14 protein-coding genes are annotated in these 15,084 nt (G+C 63.9%); 12 read left to right on the top strand and 2 right to left on the bottom strand.

Translation table 11 applies throughout. From position 1 onward, the window contains the following. Positions 1-5 precede the first annotated feature (5 nt). From AB5Y51_RS13335 to AB5Y51_RS13290, 10 genes are all read left to right on the top strand, one after another. Positions 6-896, top strand: coding sequence for a DUF58 domain-containing protein (locus AB5Y51_RS13335; RefSeq protein WP_324026361.1), 891 nt, complete (start codon positions 6-8; stop codon positions 894-896). Continuing rightward, positions 881-1,438, top strand: a complete 558-nt coding sequence (locus tag AB5Y51_RS13330) for a DUF4381 family protein (RefSeq protein ID WP_223931090.1) — start codon at positions 881-883, stop codon at positions 1,436-1,438. The genes AB5Y51_RS13335 and AB5Y51_RS13330 overlap by 16 nt, the downstream gene beginning before the upstream one ends. Beyond that, on the top strand, positions 1,435-2,397 hold the full coding sequence (locus AB5Y51_RS13325; RefSeq protein WP_324026363.1) for a VWA domain-containing protein: 963 nt from the start codon (positions 1,435-1,437) through the stop codon (positions 2,395-2,397). The genes AB5Y51_RS13330 and AB5Y51_RS13325 overlap by 4 nt, the downstream gene beginning before the upstream one ends. A 21-nt stretch (positions 2,398-2,418) precedes the next feature. Continuing rightward, positions 2,419-3,879 (top strand): tetratricopeptide repeat protein, encoded by a 1,461-nt coding sequence (locus AB5Y51_RS13320; protein ID WP_368178573.1) that lies wholly within the window; start codon positions 2,419-2,421, stop codon positions 3,877-3,879. Positions 3,880-3,941: 62 nt separating this feature from the next. Then, entirely contained in the window at positions 3,942-5,420 is a 1,479-nt protein-coding gene (locus AB5Y51_RS13315; RefSeq protein ID WP_368178596.1) for a hypothetical protein, read from the top strand. A gap of 30 nt (positions 5,421-5,450) precedes the next feature. Next, entirely contained in the window at positions 5,451-6,041 is a 591-nt protein-coding gene (locus AB5Y51_RS13310; RefSeq protein WP_029314498.1) for a sigma-70 family RNA polymerase sigma factor, read from the top strand. Next, positions 6,034-6,777, top strand: a complete 744-nt coding sequence (locus AB5Y51_RS13305; RefSeq protein ID WP_041215209.1) for a DUF3379 domain-containing protein — start codon at positions 6,034-6,036, stop codon at positions 6,775-6,777. Before AB5Y51_RS13310 ends, AB5Y51_RS13305 begins: the two co-directional genes overlap by 8 nt. 408 nt (positions 6,778-7,185) lie before the next feature. Next, positions 7,186-8,457, top strand: a complete 1,272-nt coding sequence (locus AB5Y51_RS13300) for an outer membrane protein transport protein (RefSeq protein ID WP_041211385.1) — start codon at positions 7,186-7,188, stop codon at positions 8,455-8,457. A 251-nt stretch (positions 8,458-8,708) separates the two neighbouring features. Beyond that, complete coding sequence (locus AB5Y51_RS13295) at positions 8,709-9,965, top strand: outer membrane protein transport protein (RefSeq protein ID WP_109112699.1); 1,257 nt, start codon at positions 8,709-8,711, stop codon at positions 9,963-9,965. A 116-nt stretch (positions 9,966-10,081) separates the two neighbouring features. Then, on the top strand, positions 10,082-11,323 hold the full coding sequence (locus AB5Y51_RS13290; protein WP_368178572.1) for an EAL and HDOD domain-containing protein: 1,242 nt from the start codon (positions 10,082-10,084) through the stop codon (positions 11,321-11,323). A 61-nt stretch (positions 11,324-11,384) separates the two neighbouring features. Here AB5Y51_RS13290 and AB5Y51_RS13285 read toward each other — a convergent pair whose 3' ends face one another. Next, the gene (locus AB5Y51_RS13285; RefSeq protein ID WP_368178571.1) at positions 11,385-12,551 is read right to left on the bottom strand and encodes an acetyl-CoA C-acyltransferase; all 1,167 of its coding nucleotides are present in this window, start codon (positions 12,549-12,551) and stop codon (positions 11,385-11,387) included. A gap of 132 nt (positions 12,552-12,683) precedes the next feature. Between AB5Y51_RS13285 and AB5Y51_RS13280 the strand changes: the two genes are divergently transcribed. Next, complete coding sequence (locus AB5Y51_RS13280; RefSeq protein WP_010674655.1) at positions 12,684-13,082, top strand: MerR family DNA-binding transcriptional regulator; 399 nt, start codon at positions 12,684-12,686, stop codon at positions 13,080-13,082. 108 nt (positions 13,083-13,190) lie between these two features. Here AB5Y51_RS13280 and AB5Y51_RS13275 read toward each other — a convergent pair whose 3' ends face one another. Continuing rightward, positions 13,191-14,435, bottom strand: coding sequence for a dicarboxylate/amino acid:cation symporter (locus AB5Y51_RS13275; RefSeq protein ID WP_041215213.1), 1,245 nt, complete (start codon positions 14,433-14,435; stop codon positions 13,191-13,193). Between the two features lie 268 nt (positions 14,436-14,703). Here AB5Y51_RS13275 and AB5Y51_RS13270 point away from each other — a divergent pair, with 268 nt between their 5' ends. Next, a complete protein-coding gene (locus tag AB5Y51_RS13270) occupies positions 14,704-14,988 on the top strand; it encodes a pyrimidine/purine nucleoside phosphorylase (protein WP_010674653.1) in 285 nt (94 codons plus the stop codon). Positions 14,989-15,084 lie beyond the last annotated feature (96 nt).

Here is a 15,084-nt window from a genome sequence, read left to right as displayed (position 1 = left end):
TCGCCATGACCCCCGTCGCCGAGCCCCGGGATCACCCCGACATCACCCTCACCCTCGAGCGGCTGCTGGCGGTGCGCCTCTGGACGCGCCAGGGCGAGCGTGCCCGCATTCATCAGGCGCCCCAGGGGCGTATCGGACGCCAGCCCGGGCTCCATTTCAGGGAGCTTCGCCTCTATCAGGCCGGTGATGAGGTGCGTCACATCGACTGGCGGGTCACCGCCCGCCTCGGCCGCCCCCACACCCGCCTCTACGGGGAAGAGCAGGATCAGGCCCACTGGTTGCTGCTGGATCTCTCACCTGCCATGTACTTTGGCTCCCGCGCCCAGCTCAAGGCCCGCCTTGGCTGCGAGCTGGCCGCAGCCCTGTTCTGGCAGGGGGAGAAACAGGCCAATACCTTGATCTGCCAGGGCGCAGTCCCCCACACAGAGCACCAGCGCGGCTCTCTCATGCCTCTGCTGGAAGCGCTCTGCCGCCATTACGAGGCAGGGCTGGATCGCGCCCCCCAGCCTAGGACGCTGGCCCAGACCCTGGCACGACTCACCCTGCCCCACGGGGCCAGATTGACCCTGATAAGCCATCACCAGGCACCGGACCAGGCACTCTGCCAGCAGTTGCAACGCCTTCGCCCGCGCCACGACATCCACTACTGGCAGATCCGCGATCCCCTGGAAGCCGCCCTGCCCGAGCAGGGGCAGCTGGCAGTGCAGGCAGGCAGACACAGCGGTTGGCTCGCGGGAGAAGACCTCCGCTTTCGCGCCCGCTATCAGAAGGCGGCCGACGAACAGGCCGAGGCCTGTCGCCAGCAGTTGCTGCCCCTGGTGACGCGCCTCTATCGCCTCGACAACGGCGCCACCCTGCAACGCCAGTGGCAGGAGGGCGGATGCCGTCTGTTTTGAGGGGGGAGCAGGGCGTGCCCGCACCGGATGCATATCGCCAGCCCTCGTCCAGCGAGTCCTTGCAAGCCATCCGTGCCGAGCTGCGTGACATCCACCAAGGCCCCGCTCTCGAGCCTGCACAGGATCCTCGCCTGATGGCCCTCGGGGGGCTGCTGATCGCGGCGATCGCAGCTTGCTTGATCGCCATGACGGCCCTCACCCTGTTGCGCCAGCGCCGCTGGGCGCACCGGATAGACTGGCAGGCAGACGATCTCGTCCCTAGGCTGCAGGATGCCCTGCGAGAAGCGGCCATGGCCCGCTGGCCCGAGGCGGCCCCCCTGCAAGGGGAGGCCTGGCTCGCCTGGCTGGACAGCAAGGGGGGGAGCGATTTTTCCCGGTTTGCCGCCCAGTGGCCGCTCTGGCTCTATGGGGGCAGCGTGCCCGATGAGGCGCAGCGCAAAAGATTGCGCCTCGCCTATCTCGCCTGGGGGCGACGCTGCGTCAGCGCGCCGCGATTCCCGGCAAGCAAGCGAGGGGCCCCTTCCCCGGAGGGTACGCGATGATCCTCGCCTGGCCCTGGTTTTCCCTCGCCCTCGCCCTGCCGCTGCTGGTGCGCTTCGGCCTGCCTCCCATGAAGGGGCGCAAGGGAGGAAACCGGCTCGTTCATGGAGGTTTTCCCCTGCTCCAGCCCCAGACGGGGCAGCCCTTGTGGCGTATGATGCTCTGCTGGTGCGCCCTGGTACTGGCCCTGTGCCGCCCCCAGTGGCAGGAGCCCCCGATCATTCACTACCAGAGCAGCCGGGACCTCATCCTGGCGGTGGATCTCTCCGACAGCATGCGCACCCAGGACATGCTGGATGACGGAGAGCAAACGGACAGGCTTGCCGCGGTGCGCCAGCAGATAAGCAACCTTGTCGCCTCCCGCCCGGGGGATCGCATCGCCCTCGTCGTCTTTGCCGATCACGCCTATCTGCTCTCCCCCCTCACCCAGGAGACCGGGGCTCTGCTCACCCTGGCCAGGGAGCTCGATTTCGATCTGGTGGGGCGCACCACGGCCCTGGGGGAAGCCATCCTGCTGGCACGCCAGCACGCCGACCCCACCCGCCCCACCGCCCTGCTGCTGGTGACGGACGGCCGCAATACCTCGGGCAATGCGGATCCCCTGACCGAGGCCAGGCTCGCCGCCAAAGCCGGCATCCGTCTCTATACCCTGGGGGTGGGCGCCGACCCCGACACCTTCGCCGCGCCCGCAGGGGACGCCGATCCCAGTGCCGAACTGGATGAAGCCCTGTTGCAGCAGCTGGCGACGCTGGGAGGAGGCCGCTATTTTCGCGCCCGCAACCGGGGCGATCTCGCCGCCATCAACCAGGCCATCGACACCCTGGAGCCCCTCGCCCGGCCCCAGATCCTCTCTCGGCCCCACCAGGAGCTCTACCCCTGGCCACTGGCCCTGGCCTGGCTGCTGCTCTGCTGGCCAGCCCGCTGGCACATCCCCCTGTCACACAGGCCATCCCATGAGTAGGCAGGTCATGACGGTGGCACCATGGAGCTGATCTTGCTGCGCCCCCTCTGGTTGCTGGCCCTGCTCCCCTGGCTGTGGCAGGGGTGGCGCCGCCGCCGCGATCCCGGCTTGCTCTCCCCGGCCATGCAGGCCTATCTGCTGCCGAGCCGCCATCGGGCCATCCCCTGGCGCTGGCTTGCCTGTCTGCCGGTGATCCTGGCGCTCTCGGGCCCCGCCCTGCGCCAGCAGAGTCTCCCCATGCCGAGCCCGGCCCTCGATATCTGGCTGCTGGATCTCTCCGACTCCATGCTGGCACAGGATCTGGCGCCGGACCGGGCAACCCGGGTGAGGCTGGGATTGCAGGGGATGCTGGCCGACATAGCGCGGCAGGACGCGGCCCATCCCATCGCCCTCATTCTGTTTGCCGGAGATGCCTACCTCGCCATGCCTCCCACCCGGGATCATCAGGCCATCGCCCTGCTGCTGCCAGACCTGCGCCCGGCCATCATGCCTGTCCAGGGCAGCGCCCCCGAGCGCGCCGTGGCCCTGGCCCTCACCCTGATCCCGCCGGGCCAGTCCGCCCGTCTGCTGCTCGTGACCGACGGCCTCTCCGGGACAGCGGGCGATCGCATCGCCGCCCTCTGGCCCTGCCTTAATGACCTGTTCTGCAAGGCAGGCTCGGCCCCGCGGCTCGACATCCTGCTGGCCAGCGGGGGCAAGGAGACCCGGCAGCCCGGCGTGGCTGCCGAGCGCTGGCAGCTCGGCAGCCCGATCGGCCACACCTTGCCGGCGCCCGACGAGGAGGCCATGACCGCCCTTGCCGCCAGTACCGGAGGCAGGCTGGCCTGGCTTGATTCCGGCCTGCCCCGCTTTGCCCCCCTGCCCATGGGCCAGACCCTGACGCAGGGGCAATCCCGGGATCTCGGCCCCTGGCTGCTCATCCCCTTGCTCCCCCTGGCGCTGCTGGCACGGATCGGCGCCCACTGGCTGCTGGTGATCCTCGTCATTGGCTTCGCGCCCCCTTCCCTGCAGGCGGCCTCCCGACAAGATGAAGCAGGCTGGCAGGCTTATCGCCAGGGACACTATCGGGAAGCGGCCAACGCCTTCCAGGATCCGGTCTGGCAAGGCAACGCCTGGTATAGAGCCGGGGATTACGCCAGGGCCGTCGCCGCCTATGGCAGGGCAAACAGCGCCACCGCCCACTACAACAGGGGCAATGCCCTGGTCTGGCTCGGGGATCTTGCCGCCGCGGAGCAGGCCTATCTGAGCGCCCTTCGCCTTGAACCTGGGCACGGGGATGCCTTGCACAACCTGGCCCTGCTGCGGGCCAACCCGCCGCAGTCGGCGCCCTCGGCAAATGCCCCGGAGCAGGCCGACACTCCCGACCCCGCCCGCGCCTCAGAGGCTCCCCGCCCCCCGGCGCCCCCCGTGCTGCTGCTGGAGCAGCGTCTTCGCAAGGAGGCCCTGCGCCGCCCCCTGATCAAGGTGGAGGAGCCCTGGTGATCCTCGTACTGCGCTTGCTCTCCCCCCGGATCGGCTGCTGGCTGCTGCTCGCCCTGTGCGCCATGCGGGTGCAGGCCGCCCCTGTCGAGGCCGAGCTTTTGCCGGGGGCGAGCGAGCGCGACTGGCTGCTCGTCATCGAGGCCGACGGGCTGCACCGCGATGAGGATCTCAACCTGCAACCGCTGCTGCGCCAGTTTGCGGTCGGGCGGGTCAGCATCCAGCGGGTCAGTGCCCAGAGCCGCAGCCTGACCCGCTGGCAGATCCCCCTGCACCTGCTCGATACCAGCCCGCACCAGGTGCCCTCCCTGCCCCTTGGCGCCGATCTCACCCCCTCCCTGGCGGTACCGACACGTTCCCTGGACGGCACCCTGATGCCGGCACAAGACCCGGTATTCTCTCCGGTCGAGCTGCAGACCCGGGTGCTCCATGAGGGGAATCTCTACCCCGGCCAGCCCTTCATCTATGAGCTGACCCTCTGGCTGCCTGCCAACCTGGAGGCCCCCAACCTCGGCGAGCCCATCACCCCGGCCTTTACCATTCGCCGCCTCGGCGAGGATCGCTGGGACTCTCCCGCCAGCCCCGGCCTGCCCGGGCGTCTCACGCGAAAATGGCTGCTGCAGGCCAAAGGGCCCGGGTTCCATCCCGTCGAATCCCCCCGCTTTCAGGGGCGGTTGCCGCACCAGGATGCGGCCGGTGCGACCGCGCCGGGCAACGCGGGGGATCTGCTGTCCGCCAGGGCGGCGACCCTCTTCATCAAGGTGGACAAGGCCCCCCTGGAGCCGGTGGCGAGCAGCCTGGTGTTGCGCCAGCAGTTCAGCCCGGCCCAGGCCAAGGTGGGTGAGCCGGTGATCCGCACCCTCACCCTGGTGATGGAAGGGGGGGATGGCAACCGCCTGCCCCCCTTGCCGGCCCCGCCCCTGCCCGCCGGCCTCTCCATGAAGCCGGACGGCGAGCAGCAACAGGAGCGATTCGTGGCCGAGGGGGCGCTTCGCTTCGAGCGCCAGTGGCGCCAGGCCCTGACCGCCGACGAGGCGGGGCGCTATGTGCTGCCCCCCCAGACCCTGCGCTGGTTCAACACCCAGAGCGGCCGCATCGAGGAGGTGCGCCTGCCCGCACATTCTCTGGTGTTCACGGCAAGGGAGAGCGCCACTCCCGCCTCCCCCGCACCAGGGATCCAGTATCTCTATTGGGTGCTCCTGGCCATCCTGCTGCGGGCATTCATGCGCCGCTGGCCGCGCTGGCGCGCTTTCTATCGCCTGCAACGGGCCCTCGCAACGGGCTCTCCTGACGAGGCCAGGGAAACCCTGCTGACCTGGGCCGTCCTGCGCTGGGACACCCCCTGCCTGCATCTGGCCAGGCTGCCCTGTCACCGCGACCCCGCCATGGGGGCGCTGCTGGACGACCTGGATCGGGCCTGTTTTTCCCCCAAGCGAGTCCCTGGCGAACACCTGCCCAGGCAGGCGCTCGCCAGGGAGTTGTGCACCAGGGAGAGCTTTGCGATAGCCTATGGTCTTCGAATACTGGCGTGGATGCGTGCATGATGCGCCCCTCATGAAACAGGACACCCCTTTATGGCGTTAGGTTTTTTCAGAAGAAAAAGGGCCGACACGGGAAAGGATCCCTGCACTTCTCCGGTCTATGGGGAGATGGCTGACAAACAAACCAAGTACGAAGCCCTGGTGCACGCCCTGCACGGGGACATCTACCGCTACGCCTACTGGCTGTGCCGGGATCCGCAAATCGCCGAGGATCTGGTGCAGGAGACTTTCCTGCGCGCCTGGAAGGCGATAGATACCCTGCTGGACGACAAGGCTGCCAAGGCGTGGCTCATCACCATATTGCGGCGGGAGAATGCCCGCCGCTTTGAGCGAAAGCAGTTCGATCTCGTCGACCTCGACGAGCACCCCCTGCGGGATCAGGGTGTCCTGCCAAGCGAGCAGGAGATGGAGCACGAATGGCTCAGGCGCCACATCGCGCGCCTGCCTGCCGAGTATCAGGAGCCGCTGCTGCTGCAGGTTCTGGGGGGATTCAGCGGGGAGGAGATCGCCGAGCAACTCGGCCTGAACAAGAACACCGTCATGACAAGGCTGTTTCGCGCCCGCAACCAGATAAAAGAGGCCATGGAGTCTGCGAAACAACAGAGAGGACACACCAATGGATGAGCTTGAATTTCGCCGCCGGGCCATCACTCACCCCTCGGACAGGGATCCCGCCTTCCTGAAAGCCGCCGAGGCGTCACCGGCCAATCGCAAGCATCTGGACGAGATGCAGCAGCTCGAGCGCCAGGTGCGCAGCACTCTGGAAGTGGACGTACCGGCCGGTCTTGCGGAGCGGATCCTGCTCAGGCAGGCGATGGCAGCCGAAGAGGAGCAGGTGGTCCCGCTGCCCGTCACTCCTGCACGCACGCAATGGCGCGCTCTGGCCATCGCGGCCTCGGTCGCCTTCCTGCTCGGCATGAGCACCCGCTGGATCAGCTGGCCTGTGGCACCGGACACCCTGTCGCTGGCTCAAGTCGCCATGTCCCACGTTTATGGGGAAGAGCCCTTCATTCATGCGGTGGATGAGCGGGTCAGCCTGCACACCATCAACGCGAAAATGGAGAAATATGGCGCCACCCTGAGCGAGATGCCGGGCATGAAGGTAACCTATGTCAACCACTGCGCCTTCTACCAGGGACCGGCCCTGCACATGGTGCTGCAGGGCAAGATGGGACCGGTCACCCTGTTCCTCGTCCCCAAGCATCTGCCACTGACGATCCAGTCCGATTTTGCAGACGGGACCCTCAAGGGGGAGATACTGCCGCTCAAGGGGGCCAACATGGTGCTCATCGGAGACATGCAGGAGCCCCTCGCCCCGGTTGCCCGCCAGCTTGAGTCACGCCTGCACTGGTCCATTTAACAGACCTTGACCCAGGCTGACTCGTCCTCCGCCTCAGCCACATCACAGGCAGACATCCTCATTGTCTGCCTGTTCATCCCCACATCCCCGCATGTTCCCGCCCATTGCCCGCGCGAAGTCACATTTTTACCATTTATTTTAAATGACGCAAACGGCACCATTTGTGCTTTATTTATCCAATAATAGATAAATCAGCCTAATAAAACGGCAAGTTAAAACAAATGATTAACACAATGGAAACTTTTATGTATTCTGCTGTCACTGGTCTGATTTCTTACCTCCTACCAGATCCATAGAATCACGCCAGCAATGAATGGGAAGAAGCTGACATAACAACAGATCATGTCGTCAATAGCCGCCAAAGAGCCGCGATGTCGACAGAAAATCTGCTTACAAAGAGAGAACACTATGACAACTGCCTTTTTCAAGAAAAGCCTGATCGCTGCGGCCGTGACCCTGGCCAGCACCCAGACCTTCGCCGCCGCGTTCCAGCTGAACGAGCACTCGGCCTCCGGTCTGGGTCGCGCCTACGCAGGTGAAGCAGCCATCGCCGACAACGCGGCCGTGCTGTCCCGCAACCCGGCGGCCATGACCACCTTCGACAAGATGGCACTGTCTGTATCCGGCACCTATATCAAGCCCGACGTGGATGTGGCTGGCGACATCTATGCCGGCCCCACCAAGCTGGCTCCGTCCAGCGAGAGCGACATCGCCCCCGATGCCTTCGTGCCGGCCACCTACTTCATCCAGCCCCTGAATGATCAGTGGGCCTGGGGGATCGGCCTCTTCTCCAACTACGGCCTCTCCACCGAATATTCCAAGACCTTCGCGGCCGGTGCCGGCGCCGGTGACACCGAGCTCCTGACCTTCAACATCAACCCCAACATCGCCTATCGCATCAACTCCAGCTTCAGCGTCGGTGCCGGCATCAATGCCGTCTACGCCGCCGCCGAGCTGAACCGTTATGCCGGTGCGCTTTCCGCCGCCATTCCGGGCGCCAACTCCGATACCCGTCTGGCTCACCTGAAGGGCGACACCTGGGGCTTTGGCTGGAACGTCGGCACCCTGTACGAGATCAACGACAACAACCGTCTCGCCCTGACCTACCGCTCCCAGGTGGACTTGAGCTTTGACGGCGACTTCCAGGGCGCCACCTCCGGCAACCGCGTCGTCGATGGCAACCTGAAGCTGGATCTGCCGGCCCAGGCCGAGTTCGCAGGCTACCACCGCCTGAACCAGCAATTCGCTGTCCACTACTCCGTGAACTGGACCGACTGGAGCGCCTTCCAGGAGCTCAAGGCCACCAGCAGCAACTGCGCCGGCGGCGTGTGCCTGCAAAAAGACGAGAAGTTCAAGGACTCTGCCCGTTACGCCCTGGGTGGTACTTGGTACGTCAACCCGTCCTGGGAAGCCCGTATCGGCTTCGCCTACGACAACAGCCCCATCGAGCCGGAATACCGCAGCCTGAGCATTCCTGACTCCGACCGTATCTGGTACAGCGCCGGTGCCACCTACCACATCAATCCGGACATGAGCCTCGACTTCGGCATGGCCTATCTGGACGGCAAGGAAGTGGACGTGAACGAAGGCCTGCGCAACCACAGCGATGCGCTGCGCTGGAAGGGCACCTCCCATGGCAACGCCCTGCTGGCTTCCGCCCAGTTCAACATGAAATTCTGATTTTCATGTCATCATCGAGAGCGCCTCTGGGCGCTCTTTTTTTATCCAACTTCGCCATCTGAGCGCACAGCTGTAGTAAACAACTGTACTCTTTTCTTTTTTTATCAAACTGTTATGGGTATTCCTTTCAGCATTTAATCCCGTTTTGCACCACGCTCCTCTCTCCCCGTTGCCTTGCTGGTCATACCATATAAAATCCCGGCCCCAACCGAATAACAGAATGAACACCCAGTTCATCCCGAGGAAAGACCATGCATCCGACGTTCAAACCCTCCCTTATTGCCCTCTTGCTGCTGTCGAGCCAGGTGCAGGCTGCCGGCTTCCAGCTCGCGGAGCAATCCGCCACCGGCATGGGGCGTGCCTTCGCGGGTGAGGCCGCCATCGCCGACAATGCCAGCGTGCTCTCCCGCAATGCCGCCGCCATGACCCGATTCGATACCCTGGCCTTCTCCGGCGGCGTCATCCACGTGCACCCCGACGTCAACATAGAGGGCACCACCCGGGTGCCTACCCCCCAGGGGCCGGTCAGTCTGGATGCCGGAGCCCACGACATTGCGGGTGACGCCTGGGTACCCAACGCCTATCTCATCGTGCCCCTCAACGAGCAATGGCGCCTCGGGCTTGCCGCCACCTCCTATTACGGACTCGGGGTCAAGATGCCGGACAACTACAACGCCGGTCACTTCGGCAACGTCTCCGACATCAAGACCATGGATCTGGGGGCCTCCCTGGCCTATCGCATCAACAACATCTGGTCCGTCGGGGCAGGTCTTTCCGCCATTCAGGGGGAAGGGGAAGTGGGCGGCACTTTCCCCTCCAACAACCAGATAGCCAAGCACCTGAAAGGGGATGGCTGGGCCATGGGCTGGAACCTGGGCACCCTGCTTGAGTTGTCGCAGGCAACCCGCATCGGTCTCTCCTATCGCCACGACGTGACCCTGACCCTCTCCGGTGACGCCATCGGCATCGATCAGAAGGGCCAGCCCTTCACCGATACCGGCAGCCTGGATCTGCCCCTGCCCGCCACCGCCGAGCTGGCTCTGTTCCATCAACTCACCCCGGCCCTGGCGCTGCATTCGAGCATCAACTGGACCAACTGGAGCAAGTTCGTGCAGCTCGAATCCGAGCTCGACCACCACGGCACCATGCACATCAAGGAGGAGCACTGGGAAGACAGTTGGCGCTATGCCCTGGGGATGACTTACCAGCTGGCCCCCCAGTGGCAACTGCGCTCCGGTATCGCCTACGACCGCAGCCCGGTCCCGGCGGATCGCCGCACCATCTCCATCCCCGACTCGGATCGGGTCTGGTACAGCGCTGGCGTGGGCTACCAGATTGACCGCCACCTCTCGCTGGATCTGGGGCTGACCCTGATCGACGGCAAAAAGGTGGACGTGAGCGAAACCATGCAGCTCAGGCCCGGCATCCCCCAGACCACCTCCACCTTCAATGGCACCTCGGAAGGGGATGCCTGGCTCGCCGGCCTGCAGCTCAACTACCTGTTCTGACACCCCGGGTTTCCTGACAAATAGTATGCCAGTTGTTGACCTTCCCGACCGGTCGGCACTGGCATAGTGATCCGCTTCACCATAGAATCAAGCCTGTAACCATGGTGGAGAGATGCATGTATTCCTATGTAGCAAGGCAGCCCATTCTGGATCGGGAGTTGAACACCCAAGCCTATGAGCTGCTGTTTCGCGACAGCCTGGACAATGTATTTCCCTCCGTCTCCGCACAGCAGGCTACTTCCAGGCTGGTTGCCGAGCAGTTCTTGCAGCAGAACATCGATCAGCTCATCGGAGATCACCCCTGCTACATCAATTTCCCCCACTCCCTGTTGCTGGATGGATTGGCCGAGTGCCTCCCCCGTGACAAGGTGGTGATCGAGATCCTGGAGGATGCCGAGCCCGACGATGCGTTGCTGGAGAAAGTGATCCAGCTCTATGGGCTGGGCTATCGGTTGGCGCTGGATGACTTCACCATGGTCTCAGACTGGGACAGGTTCCTCCCCTACATCCATATCATCAAGTTCGACCTGCGCAGCACGCCGCAACCCTGCATCGAGCACTTCATGGCGAATCATCGCCACCTGCCCCTCACCTATCTGGCCGAGAAAGTCGAGGATCAGGCCGAGTTCGAGCGGATGAAGCAGCTCGGCGTTACCCTGTTCCAGGGATTTTTCTTCAGCCGCCCCCAGATGGTGCAACAGCCCACCATACCACCGGCCCAGCTGGTAGTGATGCAACTGCTCGAGGTGGTCAATCAGACCGAACCGGATCTGGACAAGATTGAGCAACTGCTCAATCAGGATCTCACCCTCTCTCTCAAGCTGCTGCGCTACATCAACCACCTCAAGCGCTTCCCACAACCCATCGCCTCGTTTCGCCAGGTCGCAAGCTCCCTGGGGCACGCCCAGCTCAAGCGCTTCGTCGCCCTGATCGCCGCCACCAGTGCGGGGAGTGAAAAGAGCGCCGAACTCCACCAGATGTCCCTCATCAGAGCCCGGTTCTGCGAACTGCTGGCCCAGACCCATGCGCCCGCAGAGCAGGCACAGCAAGCCTTTGTCACCGGCCTCTTCTCCCTGCTGGACGTGCTCATGGGAGAACCGCTGGATCAGCTGCTCGGCTCCATTCCCCTGACCGATGACATTCGTGCCGCCCTGCTCACCCGCAAGGGCAAGCTCGGGTTCTACCTGGCGTTCTGTGAAGATTTCGAGAAAGCCGACTGGCAGCGGGTCGCCGCCAACACCGTCCGGCTCGGCCTCAACGAAGAGAAAGTCAGCCACCTCTATCTGAGCGCCACCGCCTGGGTCAACCAGCAGCTTCAGGCCATGGAAGAGCAACCGGTCCACTCCCGCCAGACATGACAACGTCCCTCTTGAAGGGACGTTGTCATGTCATCAACCCGCAGCAATCTCACCCACGCATTCAGCCTGCCTCGATGGCGATGGCCGTTGCCTCCCCTCCCCCGATGCACAGGCTCGCCACCCCTCGTCTGAGCCCGCGGGCACGCAGGGCATGGATCAGGGTCACCAAAATGCGGGCGCCACTGGCGCCAAGAGGGTGCCCCAGCGCACAGGCCCCGCCGTTCACGTTCAACTTGTGATGGGGGATGCCGCACCCTGCCATGGCCAGCATGCTCACCATGGCGAATGCCTCGTTCACCTCGAACAGGTCCACCTCCTCCACCGACCAGCCCACCCGTGCCAGCAACTTGTCGATGGCGCCGACGGGGGCACTGGTAAACTCCGCCGGCAAGGCCGCGTGACTCTGGTAACCCACTACCCTGGCCAGCACCGGCAATCCGAGCCGGGCAGCGCTCTCGCCCCGCATCAGCACCAGAGCTGCCGCCCCGTCCGAGATGGAACTTGCATTGGCCGCCGTGATGGTGCCGTGCTTGCTGAAGGCCGGCTTGAGGCCGGGGATCTTGTCGGGCCTGGCCTTGCCCGGTTGCTCATCCTCGGCCAGCAGCAGGGTGTGGTCAGCGGTCATGACGGGAGCCAGTTCCGCGGCAAAGGCACCGCTGCGCTGCGCCGTCAGCGCCCGCTCCAGGGAGGCGATGGCAAAGGCATCCATGTCGGCCCGGGTCAGTCCGCTGCGATCGGCACTCAACTGGGCGTAATGACCCATCAGATGGCCTTGGTAGGCATCCTGCAAACCGTCCAGGAACATGTGATCGAGCACGCTCTGGTGCCCCATGCGAAAACCGCTGCGCGCCTTGTCCAGCAGATAGGGGGCGCGGCTCATGCTCTCCATGCCCCCCGCCACCACGACCTCGGCCTCCCCCAGGCGCAGGCTGTCCGCCGCCAGCATCACCGCCTTCATGCCGGAGCCGCATACCTTGTTGATGGTGGTGCAGGGCACGCTGTCCGGCATCCCCCCCTTGAGCGCCGCCTGGCGGGCTGGCGCCTGGCCGACCCCTGCGCTCAGCACGTTGCCCATATAGACCTCATTGACCTGCTCCCCCGTCATCCCGGCCTGCGCCAGCGCGGCGCGGATGGCGCAGGCGCCAAGCTCGGGGGCACCGAGCCCGCTCAAGGCCCCCTGGAAGGCCCCCATGGGGGTACGTTTGGCCGCCACAATCACGATATCCATCGATAGCACTCTCCTTGTTACATCGGGATAACATATGCCGTGGCCGCGACGGGAACAAGACTTGCGGGGAAGTTGACGTTTGGGTAAGGTGCCAGCCTGTATTGACAACCAGATGGCAGCCAAGACAGCCCCATGACCAAATCCAGGGACGACACCCGCACCTTCAGCATCAGCGAACTGGCTCGCGAGTTCGATGTGACCACCCGCAGCATCCGCTTCTACGAGGATCAGGGCCTGCTCAACCCCACCCGCCAGGGACAGCACAGGATCTACAGCCGTCAGGACAGGGTGCGGCTCAAGCTGACCCTGCGTGGCAAGCGTCTGGGCTTCAGCCTCGCAGAGATCCGGGAGCTGTTCGATCTCTACGATGCGGACAAGAGCAGCCGCTCCCAGTTGCAGACCATGCTGGGGCTGGTGGCCGACAAGCGGGAGACCCTGCAGCAGCAGCTGGAAGATATCCAGATGGTCCTGTTGGAGCTGGAGGCGGCCGAGCAGCGCTGCCGCCAGGCCCTGGCACACCTCTCCCCCTGAGTCACGCAGACGGGCGAGGCAAGCGGGGAACACCGCCAGCAAATAGACACAAATGAAAGAGGGAGGCTTGAAGCCTCCCTCTTGTCATGCACGGTGGACGACCCGATATCAGGCCTCCTTGCTCCAGCGGTTCGGATCGTAATCCGGGCTGTAGCGGTCGACGATGATGGCGCAGGCCGCATCACCGGTGATGTTGAGCGCGGTCCGGATCATGTCGAACAGACGATCCAGCGCGAACAGCAGCGGCAGACCCTCGATGGGGATCCCGGCCGCCAGCAGCACGGCAACCACCAGGAAGCTCGGGCCCGGTACACCGGCCTGACCGATGGCACCCAGGGTGGAGGTGACGATGATCGCCGCCCAGGCCCCCATGGAAAGATCGATGTTGTAGACCTGGGCGAAGAAGATGGCGACCAGGCCGTAATAGATGGCGTTGCCGCTCATGTTGATGGTGGCGCCCAGCGGCAGCACGAAGGAAGCGGTGGCGTTGGTCACCTTCAGATCGCGCTCGCAGGTCTCCATGTTGACCGGCAGGGTCGCCATGGAAGAGGCGGTGGAGAAGGCCACGATCTGCGGCTTCTTCATCGCGGAGAAGTACTTGCGTACCGGCGTGTTGGAGAAGAACGCGATCAGCAGCGGATAGACCACGAAGCCGAAGATGAGGATGGCGGCGACATAGACGACGAACAGCTTGAGCACCAGAGTCAGCACGTCAAATCCGTAGGTGCCGATGGCGTCGGCCATCAGGCCGAAGACGCCGATGGGGGCGATCAGCATCACCTTGTTGATCATCCAGACGAAGGCGTCCACCAGGGTGTTGAGCCCGTCCACCAGCGGCTTGGCGCGCTCGCGGGGCTGCTTGGCCAGGGCGATGCCGAGGAACATGCAGAACACCAGGATCTGCAGGATGTTGGCCTCGTTCAAGGCGCTGAACACGTTGGTCGGGATCATGCCAAGCAGGGTGGCCACCGCATCGGGCAGTGCACCCTTGTCGGCGTAGTCGCCGGAGAACATGGCCGCGGTGGCGCCAAAGTCAACGCCCACACCGGGTTTGAACACCTGACCCATCACCAGCGCCAGGAACACCGCCAGTGCGGAGGTGCCGAGGAAGAAGGCGAGCGTGGTGACGCCAATCTTGCCAGCAGCGGGACTGGCCCCCAGGTTGGCGGCCCCGGACAGGATGGCCACCGCCACCAGCGGGATCACCAGCATCTTGATCAGCTGGATAAACAGGGTGCCGAGCGGCGCAAACACCGTGGCTTGCTCTCCCATGAGCGCCCCGACCAGCGCGCCCAGCACCATGGCCACCACTACCTGGAAGCCGATGTTTTTGATTAATCCTTTTGTTAACACAGAATGTTCCTTTATTTAGCAATTACTCACACTTTTACAGCGTAAATGACCACCCAGAGCGTCAAATCCTCTCCATTGCTCTGGCGGTGCGCTTTATCTCATATTTGCTCCCCGTTTTACATCAGAATCCGTTAACGAAATGCATTGATAACTTTATGAGAAAGTAAAGCCTCAAAAGAGACACGGCTGTTTTTGCTCCTTTTACCATGACAACATCCAAAACAGTGTGCTACGTTGGCTCTGCAAACGTGCATACAGGGAAGAAAAGATGCTGAAAGTTAACGAATATTTTGACGGAAATGTTAAATCCATCGGTTTCGAGCAAAAAGGCGAGAAAGCTACCGTTGGTGTGATGGAAGCGGGCGAGTACCTGTTCAATACCGCCGCCCCGGAGCGCATGACGGTGATCAAGGGCGCCCTCACCATCCAGCTGGCCGACGAAGATGAGTGGCACACCTACCAGCAGGGGGAATCCTTCGACGTGGCCGGTCACTCCTCCTTCAAGCTGGAAGTGAAGATCGCCTCCGCCTATCTGTGCGAGTTCCTCGACTGATGTATCACGGGCGCCATGGGATGCCGAGCGGCTCCCCCATGGCGCGTCTCTCCCGCGCCCATTTCCCTACCGCCATCACACCCCGCTATCTCTCCC

Source organism: Aeromonas sp. R7-1 (assembly GCF_040908115.1).
Taxonomy (GTDB): Bacteria; Pseudomonadota; Gammaproteobacteria; order Enterobacterales; family Aeromonadaceae; genus Aeromonas; species Aeromonas caviae.
This window is presented reverse-complemented; position numbering and strand designations above follow the sequence as displayed.